The organism is Pseudoalteromonas sp. T1lg122 (genome assembly GCF_002964825.1).
Taxonomy (GTDB): domain Bacteria; phylum Pseudomonadota; class Gammaproteobacteria; order Enterobacterales; family Alteromonadaceae; genus Pseudoalteromonas; species Pseudoalteromonas gelatinilytica.
Map to the genome: position 1 here is coordinate 133613 of NZ_PQCG01000031.1, position 20246 is coordinate 153858.

Annotated in this window: 14 protein-coding genes; 10 read left to right on the forward strand and 4 right to left on the reverse strand. The window is 43.5% G+C overall.

Annotated features, from left to right (window positions below; all coding sequences use genetic code 11):
* Window positions 1-83: 83 nt before the first annotated feature.
* Entirely contained in the window at window positions 84-326 is a 243-nt protein-coding gene (locus tag C2M33_RS11470; RefSeq protein ID WP_063702664.1) for a YdcH family protein, read from the forward strand.
* Window positions 327-422: 96 nt separating this feature from the next.
* On the opposite strand, the gene C2M33_RS11475 is transcribed toward C2M33_RS11470, so the two are convergent.
* From C2M33_RS11475 to C2M33_RS11485, 3 genes are all read right to left on the reverse strand, one after another.
* Entirely contained in the window at window positions 423-1814 is a 1392-nt protein-coding gene (locus C2M33_RS11475) for a YfcC family protein (RefSeq protein WP_063702662.1), read from the reverse strand.
* 2 nt (window positions 1815-1816) lie between these two features.
* Complete coding sequence (locus C2M33_RS11480; RefSeq protein ID WP_105174492.1) at window positions 1817-2665, reverse strand: N-formylglutamate amidohydrolase; 849 nt, start codon at window positions 2663-2665, stop codon at window positions 1817-1819.
* Between the two features lie 62 nt (window positions 2666-2727).
* Entirely contained in the window at window positions 2728-5439 is a 2712-nt protein-coding gene (locus C2M33_RS11485; RefSeq protein ID WP_105174493.1) for a TonB-dependent receptor, read from the reverse strand.
* Window positions 5440-5553: 114 nt separating this feature from the next.
* Here C2M33_RS11485 and C2M33_RS11490 point away from each other — a divergent pair, with 114 nt between their 5' ends.
* The 3 genes from C2M33_RS11490 to C2M33_RS11500 all read left to right on the forward strand — a co-directional run bounded on the left by C2M33_RS11490 (window position 5554) and on the right by C2M33_RS11500 (window position 11655).
* Complete coding sequence (locus tag C2M33_RS11490; RefSeq protein ID WP_105174494.1) at window positions 5554-6480, forward strand: LysR family transcriptional regulator; 927 nt, start codon at window positions 5554-5556, stop codon at window positions 6478-6480.
* Between the two features lie 110 nt (window positions 6481-6590).
* Window positions 6591-8837: a S46 family peptidase gene (locus C2M33_RS11495; protein ID WP_233999173.1), complete on the forward strand. Its 2247-nt coding sequence runs from the start codon at window positions 6591-6593 to the stop codon at window positions 8835-8837.
* Between the two features lie 139 nt (window positions 8838-8976).
* Complete coding sequence (locus C2M33_RS11500; RefSeq protein ID WP_105174495.1) at window positions 8977-11655, forward strand: M14 family metallopeptidase; 2679 nt, start codon at window positions 8977-8979, stop codon at window positions 11653-11655.
* Between the two features lie 145 nt (window positions 11656-11800).
* Here the strand turns inward: C2M33_RS11500 and C2M33_RS11505 are convergent, their stop codons facing one another.
* Window positions 11801-13261: a Gfo/Idh/MocA family protein gene (locus C2M33_RS11505; protein ID WP_063702650.1), complete on the reverse strand. Its 1461-nt coding sequence runs from the start codon at window positions 13259-13261 to the stop codon at window positions 11801-11803.
* 274 nt (window positions 13262-13535) lie between these two features.
* Here C2M33_RS11505 and C2M33_RS11510 point away from each other — a divergent pair, with 274 nt between their 5' ends.
* From C2M33_RS11510 to C2M33_RS11535, 6 genes are read left to right on the forward strand one after another with little or no spacing between them, the layout of a single operon-like run.
* Window positions 13536-14801 carry a D-tagatose-bisphosphate aldolase, class II, non-catalytic subunit gene (locus C2M33_RS11510; RefSeq protein WP_105174496.1) on the forward strand — a complete coding sequence of 422 codons (1266 nt, stop codon included), beginning with the start codon at window positions 13536-13538 and terminating at the stop codon, window positions 14799-14801.
* Between the two features lie 23 nt (window positions 14802-14824).
* On the forward strand, window positions 14825-15943 hold the full coding sequence (locus C2M33_RS11515) for an SIS domain-containing protein (protein WP_105174497.1): 1119 nt from the start codon (window positions 14825-14827) through the stop codon (window positions 15941-15943).
* Between the two features lie 17 nt (window positions 15944-15960).
* Window positions 15961-16884: an ROK family protein gene (locus tag C2M33_RS11520; protein WP_105174498.1), complete on the forward strand. Its 924-nt coding sequence runs from the start codon at window positions 15961-15963 to the stop codon at window positions 16882-16884.
* The gene (gene nagA / locus C2M33_RS11525) at window positions 16862-18025 is read left to right on the forward strand and encodes an N-acetylglucosamine-6-phosphate deacetylase (RefSeq protein ID WP_105174499.1); all 1164 of its coding nucleotides are present in this window, start codon (window positions 16862-16864) and stop codon (window positions 18023-18025) included. The genes C2M33_RS11520 and nagA overlap by 23 nt, the downstream gene beginning before the upstream one ends.
* Before the next feature lie 13 nt (window positions 18026-18038).
* The gene (locus C2M33_RS11530; RefSeq protein WP_105174500.1) at window positions 18039-19733 is read left to right on the forward strand and encodes a GMC oxidoreductase; all 1695 of its coding nucleotides are present in this window, start codon (window positions 18039-18041) and stop codon (window positions 19731-19733) included.
* Window positions 19726-20238 carry a hypothetical protein gene (locus C2M33_RS11535; protein ID WP_105174501.1) on the forward strand — a complete coding sequence of 171 codons (513 nt, stop codon included), beginning with the start codon at window positions 19726-19728 and terminating at the stop codon, window positions 20236-20238. Before C2M33_RS11530 ends, C2M33_RS11535 begins: the two co-directional genes overlap by 8 nt.
* The last annotated feature ends 8 nt before the right edge of the window (window positions 20239-20246 follow it).

Below are 20246 nucleotides of genomic sequence, written 5' to 3' on the forward strand. Positions count from 1 at the left end.
CTCGGACAAGGTTGCTGCGTTGACTCTGTTTGTTGCAGTGGTACAGTGAAATTGAACTTAAATTCTAGCTAAAGGAGTTGCCCATGCTAGGCGAAAAACACTCGTTATTGAATGAATTCCCTGAGTTTAATGAATTAATCCATAGCCTCGCGAAACACGACGCTCATTTCAAGAAAACCATGCAGCGTTATGATGATATGGATAAAGAAATTCGTGAGCTTGAATTGCAAAATTCGCCGATTGAAGATGCGGATATGCATGAAAAGAAGCATCAACGCGCCGTGCTAAAAGATGAACTTTATGACTTTTTAAAAGCCAATGCTTAATTATTGAATCGAAGCTAATGCCCCTTGCTCTAATGACTCTCGCTGACAAGGGGCATTATATCAACTCGCAATAATAGTTAACCGTATTGATGTTATTTAAAAGCCGATAAGCACCGAAACCTGCAATAAAAGCACCGCTAAAACGATATATACCAACCACAATGGGAAAATAAATTTAGCCCATTCTCCCCATCCCACTCGCGCTGTCGCAAGATACGCAAGTAAAGTTCCTGACGTTGGGGTGAGAATATTCGTGATGCCATTACCAAATAAAAACGCCACTATCGTGGTTTGCTCAGAGACACCCGCTAAACTACCAACTGGGCCTAAAATTGGCATACTGACTGCTGCTTGGCCTGACGTTGAGGGGATCAAAAAGTCTAACAATAATTGCGATACAAACATACCTGTGGCAGCAACATAGGCATTGCCTTCGCCAATAAATGACATTAAAAAGTGCACAATGGAATCAAGTATCATGCCTTGCTTTAAAACAACAGCAACCGCAGTGGCTACGCCTATCAGTATGCTTGCAAGTAGTACTTTTTTCATGCCATCAACAAATGCTTGAGCCGCTTGGTTTGCCGTTAATCCAGACATGGCGGCAAGCACCATGCTAAGGGCAATATAATAAGCACTTAAGGCATGATGTTTCCAATGCCAATGGGTTGATGCATAAACTAATAATGCAATACCTCCAGCCAGTGTGAGTAGCATAGAAACATGGCGTGTTGATAATTTCTCGGCATGAAAATGCACTTGGGCATTGTTAAAACCATGACGCTTGATCATTAAGAGTACAAAGCTAATACCAACCGCTAAAAAAGCCAGGTAAAAGAAAAATCGCACACTTGCACCACTAAATATTTGTAAACCAAGCAGTGGTTGCGCAATTGTGAGTGGTAAAGGGTTCGTCACTGATGATAAATAACCGGCTTTCACGGCAACACAGACAATCGCAAAACCAATGATATTCGGCAGCCCTAAGCGATTGGCCATGCCAACCATTAAAGGAATAATCAAAAGGTACTCAGACGCTAAGCCCAAAAAGGTGCTACCTGCTGAAAAGGCGATCATGAGAATTATCACCAGCACATAAATATTGCCTTGAACTAGGCTTAATAGCCGCTCAAGGCCCGCATCTACCGTGCCTGCTTTGGTCAAGATACCAAACATACCGCCAATAATAAGCACCATAAATATCAAGCCAGCGCCTTGCTCTAGGCCTGTTGGAATTGCCATAAATGCGCCAATAATACTGACGGGTTCGGCTTTTATTTGATCTGCATTTTCATAATTAAATAAATTGCCGAGGGATTTATCTTTCTCGATAACTTTGTAGCTATTGGCTACAACAACATTGCCTTGCCTATCGTAAGAGCCTGAATCAACAAGGTATGTTAGCAACATGGCTAAAAACAAAATACTGAGCAATATAATTATCGGGTTCATGCCCTTTTTACTGGTGCTGGGATTTTGCGTGCTCATTATTATTGTCCTATTTGAGCCGACACATACGCCGCTAATTGTTTTGCGACAAACGCCGCATCCGATTTAAACGTTTGATAGTTTTCGCTCTTTTCAAACGCTTGTTCATTCATATATAACGCTCGGTTGATTTCAATCTGCACCGAATGACGATTTTGCGCTACATCAGCATAGTTACTGACTAGGTAGCCGCCCTTATAAGGGGTATTTTTTACCACTTTATAGCCTTTGCTAGTAAATGCCTTTGCAATCACATCAACAAACTCAGCGCTGGCTGAAGTGCCATCTTTATCGCCCAAAATAATATCAGGACGAGCCAAACCTGCATCTATGTTCATCCCATTTCCAACGGATTTCATCGAATGGCAATCAACATGCCACACACCCTGATGTTGATTATATAAATCATCAAGCAATTGATTGAGTTGTTGATGATAGGGGTTGTAATAATGACTAATTCGGTGAGCAATCTCTTGTTTAGTCAATGTTTTTTCATACATAGGTTTGCCAGGTAAGGCATAGCGACGAATAAGTCCCATACCACGCTCGCTGTACTTTGTTGGTTTACAAAGCTCCCAAGGCGTATCTAATAGTTCGGGATCAATATCTGTCGGGGCACGGTTAGGATCAATATACATCCGCGAGAAGTGTGCATGTAATAAGTACCCACCTTGCTCTACAACGGGTTGCCAAATATCATCAATAAATGCATCCCAACCGGTTTTTATAAATTCAACAGGCACTTGGGTATTAAAATCCGAAGGACAATGAATACCGCTGTGTGGTGAATCAAACACTAACGGTAAGGCTGCTGTTTGGCTTGGGGTTAATAAACTGAAAGCCGGCTCCATAGGTTATTCTCCTAACTACTTCATAAAGTTGCCTGCCACTTCGGCAGGCATCGCGACTTTCATTACAGTGAGTAAGTCAGCTGTAAATACATATAACGGCCCGTTGGGTTATAGGTATTTTGATCAAAGTTAATGTTTAAATTAGTCAATGAAGCGGGTGGCTGCTTATCAGCTAAATTATTAATCCCTAATTTCACCGCTAAGTTATTCTCAAACTGATATCCGCCCGAAATATTATGATACGTCACAGAGCCAATATCGCGTGGTTCGCCTGATACTTGCTCGGTTGTTGAACCGATATAACGGAGATTATAGTTGGCTGACCAGGCATCATGTTTCCAAGTGCTAGAGAAGGTGCCGCGCCACTCAGGATATGATTCCCTCGAAGCTGCTGTGCCTGCTAAATCTTCACGTTCAACAGAACCATCAGACAAGGTCGTGTATTCGGTTAATTCATTTAGTTTAGAAACATTGGCGTTAAACGACCAATCACCATGATCTGTTTGTAAGCTGTAGTAAGTGACAAAGTCGACCCCAGAAACGCGAGTTGCGTTTAAGTTGACTGGGCCATCTAAAATATCAAGGATTTCACCACTGCTATCACGGGTTATGGTGTCGCAGTTTTTGTTTTGATAGGCACATAAGTCTAGGTTGTTTTGTGCGCCAAATTCACTGATGGTGTCGTTTATTTTTATTTCGTACCAATCTAAGCTAAAGCTCAGGTTTTCGATTAAATTAGATTCGTAAACCAAGCCAACGGTCTTATTTTTAGAGGTTTCAGGCACTAACTGACGATTGCCGCCCGTGGTTACTTGAACATTCGTAAACGGTTGCGTGTAGCCACTAGGTACACCGCTACAACCGGGTAGGCTGGCATCTGTTGAGCACGGATCTGTGACAGCGCTGTAGGTCAAACGCTCACCTTCAAACAGCTCTAAAATTGACGGTGCTCTAAAGCCTTCAGCCCAGTTTGCGCGCAGTGTCAGTTGCTCAAAGGGAGTGTAAAGTAAGCCCACTTTGCTGTTAGTTGTTGAGCCAAAGGTGCTGTAGTCTGAGTAACGTGTCGCTAAGCTCAGTTCTAGGTAGTCAACAAGTGGCAGATCAGCGAGCAACGGGATACTAAATTCAGCATAGGCTTCTTTTAAATCGTACTCACCAATCGTCCCTTCGCGTGGCGAAGAGGTGGTGGTTCTGTAGGTATTAATACGAGGATCAGCGTTAATTGTGCTGTCTGGTGTGTCTTTACCTTTTTCTTTTCGGTATTCAATACCAAAGGCTGCACCAATGTAACCGGCTGGTAGTTCGTAAAGGGTGCCTGTAATATTTGCCGTAAAGTCGACTTGGCTGGCTTCGTTTTTGTCGTGACCGGTAAAGTTAACGTACTCGACCATCTCGTCGGTCAAAGGGTTAAAAATATTAACAGGCACACAACCGACTGCAATATCAGACACATCGCCATCAATTCCACTGGTATCACAGGCACGTAAACCCAGCGCTAGTTTGTCTAAATCCATTTGATTATTAGAGGTAAACTCGCCTTTGTTTTTTGCCCAAGACACAAATGTATCCCAGCTCCAATCATCAAACACTTCGCCTTCAAGGCCTATTGCAAAGCGTGTCGTTTCAACTTTTTGGTCGTTCACACGATAGCCATTGTTCATAAAAAATGAGCTGTGTTTAAAGTCGCTACCCGAAAACTCAACCCCGAATGGGTTCACACTTTCGTCATCAACTATGACAAAGCCACGACTACCACGAATAGATGAAAGGGCAGGTGAAAACTGCTGATCAGACTCTCGTTTGTTATAAAGTGCTTCGGCTTTAAAGTTTACCGAGCCAATCGGTACGACGAGCTGTGTATATAAAGATGAGCGCTCACTCGGACCTGTAACATAGTTATTGTAATAGCGGTTAAAGGTGTCATCGCTGTTAACTGCACGCCAGCTATCGATACTACTGCCATCACTATTTGGATCGCGGGTGATCCCTGCTGATGGAATTGTAAAATCAACAACATCGGCTAAGTTATCTTCAACAAAATAACCTTCAGGTGTTGATGCTGTTATGCCATTTAGCGGCACCGCAGTTAATTTACGGTCTTGGGTGTAAATTGGCTTTTGATCCACATAGCTGGCTGCAAACATAAGGTTGGCTTCGCCAATATTTGTGCCTGATAACAAATCAAGACTAAAGGTTTCTTTATCACCTTCAGATGTTTCACCGTAGCTGGTTTTGACTTCTAGGCCTTCGTAATCGTCATAGGTATATAAGTTCACAACCCCAGCAATCGCATCCGCGCCATAAATCGCAGTTGCGCCGTCTTGTAATACTTCTACACGTTTAACAATATTTTGAGGAATGGTATTCATGTCAACAAAATCACGGAAACCACGGGTGCCGGCACCATTTACCCAGCGATGGCCATTCACCAATACTAATGAGCGATTAGCCCCTAAGTTTCTTAAATTTAAGCTTGATGCTCCGTGACTTGTTCCGGCTGAGCCATTGCCATTTAGGCTTGAACCTACTGAAGGAAGCTCCTGTAATGCCTCTCCGAGTGATAACGAACCATTTGCCTGCAGGGCTTCTAAGTCGATATTTTGCACTGGGCTTGCTGTTGCTTCTTGGCGCTTAATGCGCGAGCCGGTGACGGCAATAACTTCGACGTTTTTTTCTGCTGATGTTTCTTCTGCGAGTACGTGTTGTGATGTGCTCATACAAGCTGTAGCAACAGCAAGCGATATCACTGAATGCTTAAATCTTGAATATTCCATTTGTTACACTCCGAGAGGTTATAGTTATTTTGTTGTTGTCAGCTAAGCACTTTACTCACTCCTAAAAGCTATGCAATATTATGAAATATCATCATTAAGCTATAACAAATTGTTATGAATGGACCGACGCAAACCACCCAAAAAATAACCTTAAATAGTATGGAAGCCTTTGATGCAGTTATGAAAACTGGCTCAGCAACGGGGGCTGCAAAGCAACTTGGAGTCACGCAGCCTGGGATTAGCCGTTTGATTGCTCAGCTTGAAAATAATGTTGGCTTTTCATTGTTTTATAGAGAGAAAGCGCGATTATTTCCGACCGATGAAGCAATTGCATTACATAAACAAATCGAAATTTCGTTAGCCAGTGTGTACCGCGTAGAGCAACTTGCTAAGAACATTCATCAATCACATGTTGGTGAGCTTAATATCGTTGCCCCGAGCAGCTTTGTAGCAGGTCCGTTAGCAGAGGCGGTGGCGTCATTTGTTAAATTACACCCGAATGTAAAAATTAGTTTAGATAGTCATAGTCCAGCCAGAGCATGTGAGCTTGTCGCAAATAAAGCCTTCGATTGTGGCTTTATACAGTTTCCTGAAAATCACGAGGGATTGTGGTGTGAACCCATTGTCACCAGTCATTTAGTATGTGCGGTATCAAGCAGTCATCCATTTGCAGATGCAAAGCAGCTTACAGCGCAAGATTTGCGTGATGAAAGCTTAGTGTTATTAGGTCGAGGCCGTCATTCGCGTAAGCAAATAGAGCATGCTTTTTTACAAGATAATATCCGTGTTAATGTACGTGTTGAAACACATACCGTGACAACAGCCTGCACTTTGGTAAAGCACAATGTGGGTATATCGATAGTGAATGAGTTGCTGGCTATGCAGTACCAAGATGACGCGCTTAAATTAGTGCCATTTATACCAAAAATAGAATTAACCTATGGGTTTATTACGTCGGCATCAACGCCCATGAATCGATTAACCAATGCGTTTTACAATCATTGCAAAGCACATTTCGATGAATTTGCGGCAGCTAACTAAGCAAGCTGTCGTTAATCGCAATATGTCTTGAGTCAATCAAGGTTATGGTAGTCTTAGCGCGATTTTTTCAGGCAACAATGGAATAGTGCTTTGCACTGACTAGGATTAACATGACTAAAAAAAATATGATTACAACTTCATTAGCACTCATGGGTGTTGTCGCTGTCGGTAGCGCGCACGCTGATGAAGGGCAGTGGCAACCGCATCAATTAAAACAATTACAAAGCGAGTTTGACCGCGTTGGTATCGAATTACCGGCTTCGCAAGTGGCAGATCTTAACCAATATCCACTCAATGCAGTGGTTGGTTTAGGCTATTGCTCTGCGTCATTTGTGTCACCAAAAGGCTTAGCGGTAACTAATCATCACTGTGCTTATGGCGCGATTCAAAATAACAGCACACCAGAAAACAACTTAATTGAAAAAGGCTTTTTAGCAGCTGATTTATCAAAAGAGCTACCTGCAGGCCCACAAGAGCGTTTGTATGTCACTGAACAAGTGGATGATGTCACTGAGCGAGTACTGGGTAACCTACCTGCAGAACTACACGGCAAAGCGCGTTATGAAGCGATTCAAGCAAATCGCAAAGCCTTGATCAGCGAGTGTGAGTCAGATCCTAACTATCGTTGTACAGTGCGTGATTTCCACCATGGCTTAGAGTACTTCATGATCAAACAATTGATGATCAAAGATGTGCGCTTAGTGTATGCCCCGGCAGAAGCGCTGGGTAACTTTGGTGGTGACATCGATAACTTTGAATACCCACGTCACACAGCTGATTTTACCTTTGTACGTGGTTATGTTGGTAAAGATGGAAAACCTGCCTCATATAGTGAAGATAACGTCCCCTATGAGCCTGTTTCATTCTTAAAAGTGAACACCAGCGGCGTAAGCTTAGGTGATGGTGTGCTGGTGGCCGGTTATCCGGGTCGTACTAGCCGCTATAAGCTTGCAGACGAAGTAAATTATTCTGCGAGTTGGTATTACCCAACATTGCTTAATACTTACAACACGACTCTCGATGTGATTGCCAAGCAGAGCAAAGGTGATGAGCAAGCACAAGTAAAATATGCCTCTCGTGTAAAAAGCACTAACAACCGTTTAAAGAAACTGGAAGGCTTACAAGATGGCTTTAAAGTAACGGATATTCCGGGTATTAAAGCCGCACAAGAGCAAGAGTACCTAGCTTGGTTTGCACAAAGTGCTGAACGTAAAGCGTACGCAGATTCATATCACGCATTAAAGTCATTGTTAGTTGAAGCACACGCACAGCAACAAAGTCACTTTTACTTTGACTATGCAAAACAGGCGGATCTACTAAGCACCGCGATTCGTTTATATCGCTTAGCAAAAGAGAGCGAAAAACCTAATGCAGAGCGCGAAATGGGCTACCAAGAGCGTGACCTTCCTATGCTTAAAGCGCGTTTAGAGCGCTTACAAAAACAGTTTACGCCTGAGGTTGATAAAGCCTTATGGTTAAGTTACTTAGGTAACTATTTAGCGCAAGACAAAGCAGCGCAAGTTGCGGCATTAAACAACGGCTTAGGTATCACTGATACCACTACACAGGCTGAGCTTGATGCGATTATTGCTTCTTTTTACGCTAAAACAGAACTTACAGATACAGCAACGCGCGTTAGCTGGATAGGTAAATCTGTTGCAGAGTTTGAAGTATCAAACGACCCATTCATAAAGCTTGCTGTTGCTCTATACGAGACCAACATGGCACAAGAAGCTGACGAAAAAGAAATGGCGGGGCGTTTAGCTGAAATTCGTCCGCAATATATGCAAGCCGTGATCGCCTTTAATACAGCCAAAGGTAAGCCAGTTTACCCAGATGCAAATGGCACATTACGCGTAAGCTATGCACAAGTTGATGGTTACCCAGCAGCTGATGCTGTGTATAAAACGCCATTTACATCACTACGTGGTTTAGTAGCTAAACACACTGGCGAAAAGCCATTTGTTGTTACCGATAAAGTACTTGAAGCATACAAAAAGCAAGCGTTTGGCGCGTACTACCGCGGTGACTTAGGTTTGCCAGGTGTAAGCTGTAGCCTATTTAGTTTTGGTTGTGAGCCACAAGCGGCTAAACCTCTTGAAGTTAACTCAGTACCAGTCAACTTTTTGAGCAGTGCTGATACCACTGGGGGTAACTCAGGTTCGCCAGTCATGAATGGTAAAGGTGAATTAGTGGGTCTTAATTTTGACTCGACTTATGAATCAATCACCAAAGATTGGTACTTTAACGCCAAGATCACCCGTGCTATTCACGTTGATATTCGATACATGCTTTGGTTAATGGAAGAAGTTGATAACGCAGGTTACCTACTTGATGAAATGACCTTAGTTAAATAGCCCTGCTATTTTGAAAATAACCGCAGCAATTGCTGCGGTTATTTTATGTCTTTAATTTTTGCCAATCTAACGTTTTTAATTTGTTTATTTTCAATACTTTTGTAATGTACAAAGCAGATACTTTTACTTGGGAAAAATAATGAGCGCCAAACAAATAATAAAAGCCATTTCAGTGAGTGTTGTGGCAATAACGGCAAGCTTTAATGCCAGTGCAGCGAATACCGAAGCAATGTGGCCGGGCACGGCTTATAATCAGCAAATACCAACATTTAAACAAGTACTTGGATACGATGTAGGTGAGCGCATTACTAATTACAACGATATGCGTCGTTATTTAAGCGCCCTTGAACAAGCTGCGCCTGATCGTATTAAAGTGTTTAAGTACGCAAACAGCTGGGAAGGTCGTGAACTGGTTTATGCGGTGGTTGGCACAGCGGAGCATATTCGCTCATTAGAAACCCTCGCCAATAACACCCAAGCCTTGGCTGATCCGCGTATCACCTCTGAAAAAGAAGCTAAGTCGCTAATTAAAAATTTACCGACGTCTGTGTGGCTTCAGTATGCCGTGCACGGTAATGAAATTAGCTCAACCGATGCTGCACTATTCACTGCATATCACTTACTAGCAGCCCCGAATGATGCCGTTAATAGCAAAATTTTAGACAACACCGTGGTGTTTATCGACCCATTGCAAAACCCTGATGGCCGTGAGCGCTTTGTTACTCGTTATTATGCGACCGTGGGTCTTGAGCACAGTGCAGATAGGTTAAGTGCAGAGCATAATGAGCCGTGGCCAAGAGGCCGAACTAATCATTATCTGTTTGATATGAACCGTGATTGGTTAGCGCTTACTCAGCCTGAAAGTAAAGGTAAAGTTGCGGCAATCAATAAATATAAACCACAAGTGGTGGTTGATATTCACGAAATGGGCGGCGACCAATCTTACTACTTTGCACCGGCTGCTCAGCCATTTAATCCGCATATGACGAAAACCCAAATCGCAAACATGGATGCAATTGGGCAAAATCATGCAAAGTATTTTGATGAATTTGGCTTTGATTACTTTACCCGTGAAATTTTTGATGCCTTTTACCCAGGCTACGGTGATAGCTGGCCTGTTTTTTATGGTGCATCAGCATCAACTTACGAAGTAGGCTCTGCGCGAGGCCATGTTTTTGAGAAAAATACCGGTGAACTACTGACGTATTTTAATACTGTAAAGCGTCAGTTTGTGGCCTCAATTTCGACTGCCGAAGGAGCTGCTAATCAACGTGAAAAACTACTAGGTGATTTTTATCAATATCAAATTGATGCGATTGACAGTGGTAAGAAAAGCAAAGAGCGTGTTTATATCTTACCTAAGCAAAGCAATCGTGAAGGCACGCACAAGCTTGCTACCCTAATGGCTGAACATGGTGTTGAAGTTAAACAAGCAACCGAAGACTTCAAAGCCTGTGGTGTTAAGTACAAAGCGGGTAGTTATTTTATTGATACCGCACAGCCGCGTGGTGTCTTTGTGCGTACCACGTTTACAGACCAAGTTGATATGGCTGAGGCATTTGTCAAAGAGCAAGAAAGACGTCGCGCTCGTAACCTAGGTGATGAAATTTACGATGTCACAGGTTGGTCACTGCCGATGATGTTTAATGTTGATAGCGACAGCTGTGGTAAGGCGGTGAGTGCCGACAGTAAAGCCGTTCAGGCCAACGACACATTGCTTGGCAAAGTGAATAACCCAGAAGCCTCTGTGGCTTATATCGTTGCGTGGGGCGACACGGCTGCAGCACGCTTTTTAACTGCAGCGCTTCAAGCAGGGGTTAAACTGAAAAGTGTTGACCAAGCATTTGTATTAGGTGATAAAACTAGCTACCCAGCGGGCAGCTTAGTCATTGAAAAGCGCCTAAACGATAAAGACTTACTGACTAAAATTAGTCAAATTGCCGAGCAAACAGGGGCAATTGTCGATGGTGTTGATTCAAGTTGGGTGATTGAAGGCCCAAGTTTTGGTAGCAACAAAACCGTGCCAATGGTAGCGCCAAAAGTGGCGATTGCATGGGATGCACCAACCAGTGAGCTAAGCGCCGGTAGCACCCGTTTTGTAATCGAAAGACAGCTTGGCTACCCAGTCACGGCGATTCGTACGCCAATGCTTGCATGGGCTGATTTAAGTGACTATCAAGTCGTAATTTTACCAGAAGGTAATTACGAGCAAGCATTAGGTAAATCGGGCGCAGCTAATTTAAAAAGCTGGGTTGAGGCAGGCGGCGTATTGATTGCCTTAGGTAATGCTAACCGCTTTACTACTAATGCTGATTACGGCTTATTAGATGTGAAGCGCGAGCAAGCTTATCGAGAAGATAAAGCCGACAGCAGCGATGATAAAAGCAGTAAAGTGGCAGGGCAGTTATTCGCTTCTCGCGATGATTTAAAAGCAGCGAGCATTGAGCCACATACATCGCCAGACTATGTAGCCGGTGTACTTGCTAATGTTGAAGTAGACCAAGAGCATTGGTTAACCGCAGGGGTTGATAAAGACCTTGTTGCAGTAGCTTACGGTAATGATATTTACACGCCTATAAAACTGAACTCAGGTAAAAACCTAGCGTGGTTTACAGGTAAGGATGATGTGCTAGCAAGTGGTTATTTATGGCAGCAAAATAAAGCACAGCTTGCATATAAGCCATTGCTTGTTCATCAACCGCAAGGCAAAGGCATGGTAATAGGCTTTACACAATCACCAACCTACCGTGCCTACCTTGAAGGCATGAATGTACTGTTAACTAACACGATTTTCCGCGCTGCAGCTCATGCTCAGTAAGGTTAAATTCTAAACGAATAGCCCGCCGATGTTGCGGGCTTTTTTGTGTTTAGATATTTATAAAACACAATTCCAAAAAGAGTGGGCAATAAAAAAGCCCGCAGGGCAAAGAGCGGGCTTTTTAGTGTTCCATGGAGAGGAAGTGTTAAGACACAATCCCTAGTGGCTTACCTGTTTGCCAAGCGCCACGGGTAAAGTCTGGAATTGTTTTGCTGTTACTTCTATCAGCAACTGATGCCATACTTTGCGGGAAGATTGATGACCATGCTGCGGCATCGTATACATCTTGATCGAGTGGCTCATTGTTGCGTAAGCAGTAGATCATGCGCCAAAGCATAATGAAGTCCATACCGCCGTGGCCGCCGTTACGTACTGCTTCTTCACCCATGCGTTTCCACAGTGGGTGATCAAACTCAGCACGCCATTTTTCCATATCTTGATCCCAGCTATGGAAGTTTTGCATATGTGGCTTACGGCCCTGTGAACCAGCTTTTTCCCACGCAGCGAGCTCAGCTTCATATTGCTGTTGGTAAATTTTCGCGATGGCTGGTGGCACATCTTCAAGAGCAATACGATTAGGGAATCCAGCAAATGTGCCATTAGTACCTTGAATTAGGTTATGGCGGCTGTATGGGCGTGGGCTTGTGGTGTCGTGCTGAACCATAATGCTACGACCTTTCACTGTTTTAATAATGCTGGTGTTCATGTCGCCAGCGGTAAATTTCAGCGAGCGGCGTTCGTGGCCTGCAGGGAATTCGCGCTCTGCATAGGCGGCGCGGCCAAGTGCTGGTGAGCTGACTGAGGTAACAAAGTCAAAGCGGTCACCACGGTTGATGTTCATATACTGAGAAACTGGGCCTAAACCATGGGTTGGGTATAAGTTACCGTTTACCTTGGTATGCCAGTAAGTACGCCATGAGCCTGTACTACGGTCAATCTCTTTCATTTGCCAACGCAGGTCATGAATATAAGCAGCTTCACCATGCAATAACTCACCAAATACGCCTTTACGAACCATGTTTAAAACCATTAACTCGTCACGGCCGTAGTTAACGTTTTCCATCATCATACAGTTCTTTTGCGTGCGTTCAGCAGTGTTTACTAGTTGCCAACACTCTTCCATCGTGGTTGCTGCAGGTACTTCAACAAAGGCATGTTTACCGCTTTCCATGGTCGCGACGCTCATTGGTGTATGCCAACGCCAAGGTGTTGAAATGATCACAATGTCGATGTCATCGCGAGCAAGCATGTCTAAATAGGCTTTATCAGAACCCGTATAAGCAGTTGGTTTAGGTAAGCCTTTTTCAACAACATAATTAACAGACTTATCTAGCATCAGCTGATCAGTGTCACAAATAGCTTTAATTTCAACACCTTCAATATGGCAAAGGTGTTTTACATGACCGCTACCACGTTGACCAACCCCAATAAAACCAACACGTACCACATCCATTGCTGGCACAGCTAAGCCCATTACGCTTTTACCTTGTGCTGCAAGTGGTGTGCTTTGATTATCACCTTGTTGGCTTTTCGCACAGCCAGTCACGACTGTCGCGGCGGTAATGGCTGCGGCAGATTTTAAAAAACTACGTCTATCTATTGTCATAACGATACCTAAATCACTGAGATTGTTTTAATAGTGGGTTTCAGTTGTTTCTGTTATATCGCAACTCAAAGTCAATTACAATTAAATGCTTTCAAATTCTTTCGTAACTTTGGGTTTTATCATTTTTACCCTTATAAAATACCGTGAGAAGTGTGTTTTTAACTTATTTTACGACTTTCGTTGTCTTTCGTTTTGTTGCGCAGCGTTTCGCGCTGTGCTAATGTAATTTCAAATCACGTATCTAACCATTAGCGTAAGCTGCTTGGAGAAAACCATGAATGCATTAAAAACGATTATAAATAACAATCGAGTAGGGCAAGCGCAGGGTATTTATTCTGTGTGTTGTGCACACCCGCTCGTTATCGAAGCAGCAATGTTGCAAGCTCTAAATGATGACACCGAAATTTTAATTGAAGCGACAGCGAATCAAGTCAATCAGTTTGGTGGTTACACAGGAATGAAGCCCCATAACTTCGTTGAGTTTGTTCATGCAATAGCGGAAAAAGTAGGGTTAGATACCCAGCGCATTATTTTAGGTGGTGATCATTTAGGCCCAGTGTGTTGGGTAAATGAGCCTGCAGACGTTGCGATGGTTAAAGCTGTTGAACTAGTAAAAGCCTATGCAAGTGCGGGTTTTAAGAAAATTCATTTAGATGCCAGTATGCCATGCGCTGACGATGGAGAGCGTTTAGCTGATGCCGAAATTGCCAAGCGTGCCGCATTGATGTGCCAAGCCGCTGAGTCAGCAGCAAAAGATAACGATATTCTGTATGTAGTGGGCACTGAGGTCCCTCCTCCGGGTGGCGCAACACAAGAGCATGAAATTATTGAGGTATCGCATGTTGAGGGAGTGCAACAAACAATCGAATTACATCAGGCTGCATTTGCTAACTTAAACATAAGCGATGTCTGGTCACGTGTTATTGCTGTTGTTGTGCAGCCAGGAGTTGAATTTGATAACCATCAAGTTTTTGATTACCAACGTAATGAAGCGCAAAAACTGAAAGAGTTTATCACCACTGTCGAGAATCTTGTTTATGAAGCTCACTCTACCGACTATCAGCCAGATCATTGCTATCACGAGTTGGTGCAAGATCACTTTGCCATATTAAAAGTGGGTCCTCAGCTTACCTATGCACTACGCGAAGGGTTGTTTGCGTTATCTTATATTGAAGATCAATTAGTCGAAGCGGCTAAGCGTTCAAATTTACGTGATGTATGTGAGCGCATCATGCTAGAAAAGCCACATTACTGGAATAAGTTTTACCCAACACAAGGTGCTGAAGCTAAGCTGTTTAGAGCTTATAGTTATAGCGACCGTATTCGTTACTACTGGCCTGAAGATGAAATAAAGCAAACAGTAGAAACTTTATTTGCCAACTTAGAAGGGCAAATTATTCCACAAACTTTACTTAGCCAATTTATGCCAGCGCAATATAAGGCATTGATCAATGGCCAAATTAACTCATCACCCCGTGAGTTAGTAATTAATAAAATAATGGAAGTCACGAATACCTATTCGCGTGCTTGTAATCAATAAGTGGTGTTGAGAGAGAATTAATTATGACGCAGTTTTTATCATTAAACGAAACAGAGCTTAAGCAACAAAACGCTTATTGGACAGCAAGAGAAATCTCTCAGCAGCCAGAGTCATGGTGCAATACGGCGGCTATTATTGAAACGCATCGAGCAGAAATAAACGCATTTTTAGCGCCAATTTTGGCATTAAAAGAATTACAAATCGTATTAACGGGGGCTGGCACATCAGCCTATGTTGGCGAGGCATTAGCACCTCACTTAACAGCTAAAACTGATTTAAATGTGCGCGCAGTTAGCACCACCGACATTGTGTCTAACCCCCATGGTTTTTTACAAAAGAGCACACCCACTTTACTTATTTCTTATGCGCGTTCAGGTAATAGCCCTGAAAGTGTCGCGGCGGTTGATATCGCAGAGCAAGTTGTTGAAAAGTGCTATCACTTAGTCATTACCTGTAATGAAAATGGTGAATTAGCTAAAAGGGCGGCAGCTAAAAAAAATAGTTTTAGTGTACTTATGCCAAAAGAAACCTTAGATGAAAGCTTTGCAATGACCAGCAGTTTCACCTCAATGCTGCTTTCAACCTTATGTATTTTTACCCCTGATGTTAACCAGCTTGCACAAGTGGCTACGCAGACAGAGCTGCTACTCGACACTCAACTTGAAGAGATCAAAGGCTTTGCGCAAACTGATATTGAACGTTTGGTGTTTTTAGGGGCAGGCTCGTTACTTGGCTATGCGAAAGAAGCGGCCTTAAAGTGCTTAGAGCTGACCAATGGGGATTTAATTAGTTACTTTGAAACCCCTCTTGGCTTTCGTCATGGTCCTAAAACCATCATTAATGATAAAACCGCAGTGTTGTTAATGGCCTCAAGTGATTTTTATAGCAGTTTGTATGATACTGATTTATTTAATGAACTATTAAATGACCAACAATGTTTAGCGGTTAAAAAGCTGGCGTTAAATACTGAACTGGTCGAGCTAGATGATGTTTGGCAAGGTCTGTATTATATTGTCTATTGTCAGATTTTTGCATTTTATAAATCAATGTCACTCGGTTTAACACCTGATAATCCTTGTCCTACGGGCGAAGTTAACCGTGTTGTAAAAGGGGTAACTATTTACCCATTAACTTCTCGCTAAGTAGTGTTGGGTAAAATATGGCTGTTTACGGACTCGATATTGGTGGTACAAAAATAGAGACCGCCATTTTTAATGATAATTTAGAGCAACAGCAAAGTTGGCGTATTACTACGCCAACGGATGACTATCAGCAATTTTTGCACGCAATTTATCAGCAGGTAATTAAAGCCGATGAGCTGACAGGTTGCCAAGGTGCGGTGGGCATCGGTATGCCAGGTATCGTTAATGATGAAGGTAAAGTGCTGTCGGCTAATGTGCCGTGTGCCACAGGCAAAGTGATTGCCAACGATCTTCAAGCATTATTAAAACGCCCTGTTGCGATATTAAATGACACCCGATGTTTCGCCTTATCAGAAGCTAATGGCGGAGCAGGTGAAGGTTATAGCCGAGTATTCGGTGCCATTGTTGGCACTGGTGCGGCGGGGGGGATGTGCATTGATGGAACCTTGTTTAACCAAGGCCTGGGTATGTCGGGAGAGTACGGCCATTTACCACTGTCTGCATATTTGCAGCAAAAATACCAGCTACCGGTTTTAAAATGTGGCTGTGGTTTAAATGGCTGTGTCGAAAGTTATATTGCGGGGCCTGGTGTACAAACCTTGTATCAACATATTACGCAATCTCCTAAATCTGCGATTGAATGGGCAAACGATATTAAACTAGGTGATGAGCAAGCCTTAAAGGTGCTCGCTTGTTACTTAGATATTCTTGGCGAAACCTTTGCTGCCATTAGTAAAAGTTTGCACCCAGAAGTTATCGTACTGGGGGGCGGGCTGTCGCTCATTGATGCAATTGTAGAGAAACTCCCTGACGCGATTCAAACTCATTTATTTTCAGGTTTTGCCGTGCCCGACGTGAAGCGTGCAAAATTTGGTGATTCTAGCGGCGTAAGAGGCGCTGCAATAATAGGAAGTGTTCATGCTAATTCCAACGCATCTTAATCGCTATTACTTAAAAGCCGCAAAAGTGGTGACTGCTGATGCGGTTTTACTCGATCATGTGGTCTTGGTCGAGCAAGGTAAAATTACTGCCATTACTACGCAAATGGCGCCCGAGATCGAAGTAATAGATTTAGGTGAGCACAGTTTATTTCCAGGCTTTATTGATTTACATATTCATGGCCGTGAAGGCTGCGATATTATGGACGGCACCCCAGAATCACTAGAGATTATTTCTCGTTCTTTAGCAAAGCATGGCGTAACGGGGTTTGTTGGCACAACGGTGACTGCAGACTGGGACGTCTCAATTCAAGCTTATAAAAATATGGCGAGTGCCTATCAAAAAGGCTTGGCTGGGGCGCAGTTGCTAGGGGCTTATAACGAAGGTTTATTCTTTGCAGAAGCGCATAAAGGCGCGCATAACGAGTCATTTTTTTTAGAGCTTACTAAACAGCGATTTGATGAAATTTATGCCGCATGTGAAGGTTGCTTAAGCTCATTTGCGTTGGCGCCAGAACTACTTAAATCCCCCGACATGATCCGCTATATCACCGATAAAGGCGTGCGTGTGATGCTGGGTCATACAGATGCTAATTTTGAGCAAACAACACAAGCTCTTGCCCATGGTGCTTGCGGTGGTGTGCATATTTTTAATGGTATGCGCGGTATTCATCATCGTGATCCTGGTTGTACTGGCGCACTGTTGATGGACAAGGATGCCATGGTTGAGCTTATTCCTGATGGTATTCATTTGCACCCGAGCATCATGAACATGGTTTACCGTTTAAAAGGGGCAGATAAAATTGCTCTGATCACAGACTGCGTGAGTGCCGGAGGCTTACAAGATGGTCGCTACCGTTTAGGTGAGCTTCCTATTGTGGTTGAGCAAGGTGTTGCACGAACTGAGAGCGGTTCTTTAGCGGGCAGTACATTAACCATGGAAGTTGGCGTTGAGCGTTTTTATAACCTAACCGACGCAAGCCTAGTTGAAGCAACTAAAATGGCCAGTTTAGTACCCGCTGAGTTTTTAAATAAAGCGGAGCAAATAGGCAGTATTGCGGTAGGTAAGCAGGCTAATTTTGCCCTGCTCGATAAAGACTTTTCTGTGCAAGCAACGATCTGTGCGGGTAAGCAAATCTTTTAAAAGTTAAGTGAGAATGCAGGCAAAAGTATTCGATGCCATTGTTATTGGCAGTGGCATTACTGGCGGCTGGGCTGCTAAAGAACTGACCGAAAAAGGGCTCAATGTACTGCTACTGGAACGTGGTAGGCAGGTTGTGCACGGTACTGACTATATCACTGCCTTTAAAGATGATTGGCAACTGCCATTTCGCGACAGGCCCAGCTTACTAGAAAAACAGAATCAAGCTAAACAAGCACGCACTGGCTATGCCACCAAGCAATCAATAAAACACTGGTTTGTGAATGATTTGCAGCACCCTTATCAAGAATCACAGCGTTTTGATTGGATCAGAGGGTATCATCTTGGTGGGCGCTCATTAACTTGGGGGCGGCAATGCTTGCGCCTCAGTGATATAGATTTTGCAGCCAACAAACAAGATGGTCACGGCGTTGATTGGCCTGTGCGCTATCAAGATATTGCGCCTTGGTACGATAAAGTCGAAGCCTACATCGGGGTTATTGGCGAAGCGCTGAACTTACCTCAGCTACCAGATGGACCTTACTTACCTCCTTTTGCGCTTAATGCCGTAGAGCAGCAGCTTAAACAAAGTTTATTAACTCACTACACTAATCGGCACCTCACCATCGGGCGAGTTGCGCATTTAACTAAGGCAAAGCCTGAGCAAGGTCGTGCTCCATGCAGCAAGCGCAACCGCTGTATGCGAGGTTGTCCAACCGGTAGTTATTTTAGTAGTTTAGCCTCGACCTTACCTGCAGCGATGCGTACTGGACGACTCACTATTCAGACTCACTCCATTGCTAAAGAGATTATTTACAATCCAGAAAGCGGGCAGGCCACAGGTGTGAAAGTAATTGATGCTGAATCTAAAAAAGAGCGTATCGCGCAAGCGAAGATTATTTTTTGCTGCGCATCAACGGTGGCTACAACAGCCTTGTTATTAAATTCAACCTCTGCACGTTTTCCTAATGGCTTAGGGAACGATAGTGGAGAGCTTGGGCATAACCTCATGGATCACCATTTTAGGGTTGGCGCAACGGGTGAACCAAAAGGTTTTGCTGATGACTTTAATGATGGCGACAGACCCGTTGGCTTTCATATTCCGCGTTTTCGAAATCTTAATGATAGTGAGCAGCATAGCTTTATTCGCGGCTATGGCTATCAAGGATACGCAACACGCAAAGATTGGCGACGGGGCTTTAAAGAACTTAGCTTTGGTAAGGCTTTTCGAGAAGAGCTTGCCAAACCTGGGCCTTGGCAAGTTGCATTAATAGGCTTTGGTGAATGCCTGCCTTATCATCGTAATAAAATGAGCTTAGATCCGGTATTAAAAGATCAATGGGGATTACCTTTAGTTAATTTTGATTGTCAATTTGCTGAAAACGAGCAGCGCATGCGCGAGGATATGAAAGCGCAAGCCGTCGAGATGCTCAGCAAAGCTGGTTATCAAAATGTGCAAGCGTACGATAAAGACTCAGCGCCGGGGCAAGCCATCCACGAAATGGGAACTGCGCGCATGGGACATGATGCTACAACCTCAGTGCTTAATCGTTACAACCAAATTCATAGTGTGCGTAACGTCTATGTCACTGACGGCTCGTTTATGTGCTCGTCGGGTTATCAGAACCCTTCGTTAACCTATATGGCATTTACTGCAAGAGCCGCCGATCATGCTGCACGACATTATCAAAATGGGGTGTTCAATGGCTGATCTACAAAGGCGAAATGCGATTAAATGTTTAGCAGCATTATTCGGTGCGGCTATTACGCCAGTGGCTGCGACTCAGCTATTTGATAAAGTGGATGACAATCATTTTGAGGTGCTTAAAACAGCGGCTCACCGGGATGTGGTCACGCAAATGCAGGCGGTTATTTTGGAACTGGAGCCAAATGAACAGCTGTATTTTAATTTAGTCGCTTTCACAGATTTAATGCTAGCAAATACACTAACTACGACTGAGCGTACGGCATGCTTAAAAGGCGCAGAGCTGATTGCAGAAGGTGCTCTTTCATCGTCGCAATTAGCAGATAAACTCACAGGTTTATTTACTATTTCTTCACTGCAGCAACAGCGCATAATAGCGCAGCAAGCCTTACCTCTTTCAGAAGTGAGCCTTGATAAGCGTGACGAGTATTTAATTTATAAGTGTATTTTTACCGTGCGTGAATTTTTGCTACTGGGCTATTTCACATCAGAAAAATTGCAGGCTAGTTAAATAGTAAA

Bases quoted from the DNA above. Each gene is read 5' to 3' on its own strand.
- C2M33_RS11495 (WP_233999173.1), top strand. From the start codon at position 6,591: ATGACTAAAAAAAATATGATTACAACTTCATTAGCACTCATGGGTGTT.
- C2M33_RS11530 (WP_105174500.1), top strand. From the start codon at position 18,039: ATGCAGGCAAAAGTATTCGATGCCATTGTTATTGGCAGTGGCATTACT.
- C2M33_RS11515 (WP_105174497.1), top strand. From the start codon at position 14,825: ATGACGCAGTTTTTATCATTAAACGAAACAGAGCTTAAGCAACAAAAC.
- C2M33_RS11485 (WP_105174493.1), bottom strand. From the start codon at position 5,439: ATGGAATATTCAAGATTTAAGCATTCAGTGATATCGCTTGCTGTTGCT.
- C2M33_RS11520 (WP_105174498.1), top strand. From the start codon at position 15,961: ATGGCTGTTTACGGACTCGATATTGGTGGTACAAAAATAGAGACCGCC.
- nagA (WP_105174499.1), top strand. From the start codon at position 16,862: ATGCTAATTCCAACGCATCTTAATCGCTATTACTTAAAAGCCGCAAAA.
- C2M33_RS11490 (WP_105174494.1), top strand. From the start codon at position 5,554: ATGAATGGACCGACGCAAACCACCCAAAAAATAACCTTAAATAGTATG.
- C2M33_RS11480 (WP_105174492.1), bottom strand. From the start codon at position 2,665: ATGGAGCCGGCTTTCAGTTTATTAACCCCAAGCCAAACAGCAGCCTTA.
- C2M33_RS11510 (WP_105174496.1), top strand. From the start codon at position 13,536: ATGAATGCATTAAAAACGATTATAAATAACAATCGAGTAGGGCAAGCG.
- C2M33_RS11475 (WP_063702662.1), bottom strand. From the start codon at position 1,814: ATGAGCACGCAAAATCCCAGCACCAGTAAAAAGGGCATGAACCCGATA.
- C2M33_RS11505 (WP_063702650.1), bottom strand. From the start codon at position 13,261: ATGACAATAGATAGACGTAGTTTTTTAAAATCTGCCGCAGCCATTACC.
- C2M33_RS11470 (WP_063702664.1), top strand. From the start codon at position 84: ATGCTAGGCGAAAAACACTCGTTATTGAATGAATTCCCTGAGTTTAAT.
- C2M33_RS11500 (WP_105174495.1), top strand. From the start codon at position 8,977: ATGAGCGCCAAACAAATAATAAAAGCCATTTCAGTGAGTGTTGTGGCA.
- C2M33_RS11535 (WP_105174501.1), top strand. From the start codon at position 19,726: ATGGCTGATCTACAAAGGCGAAATGCGATTAAATGTTTAGCAGCATTA.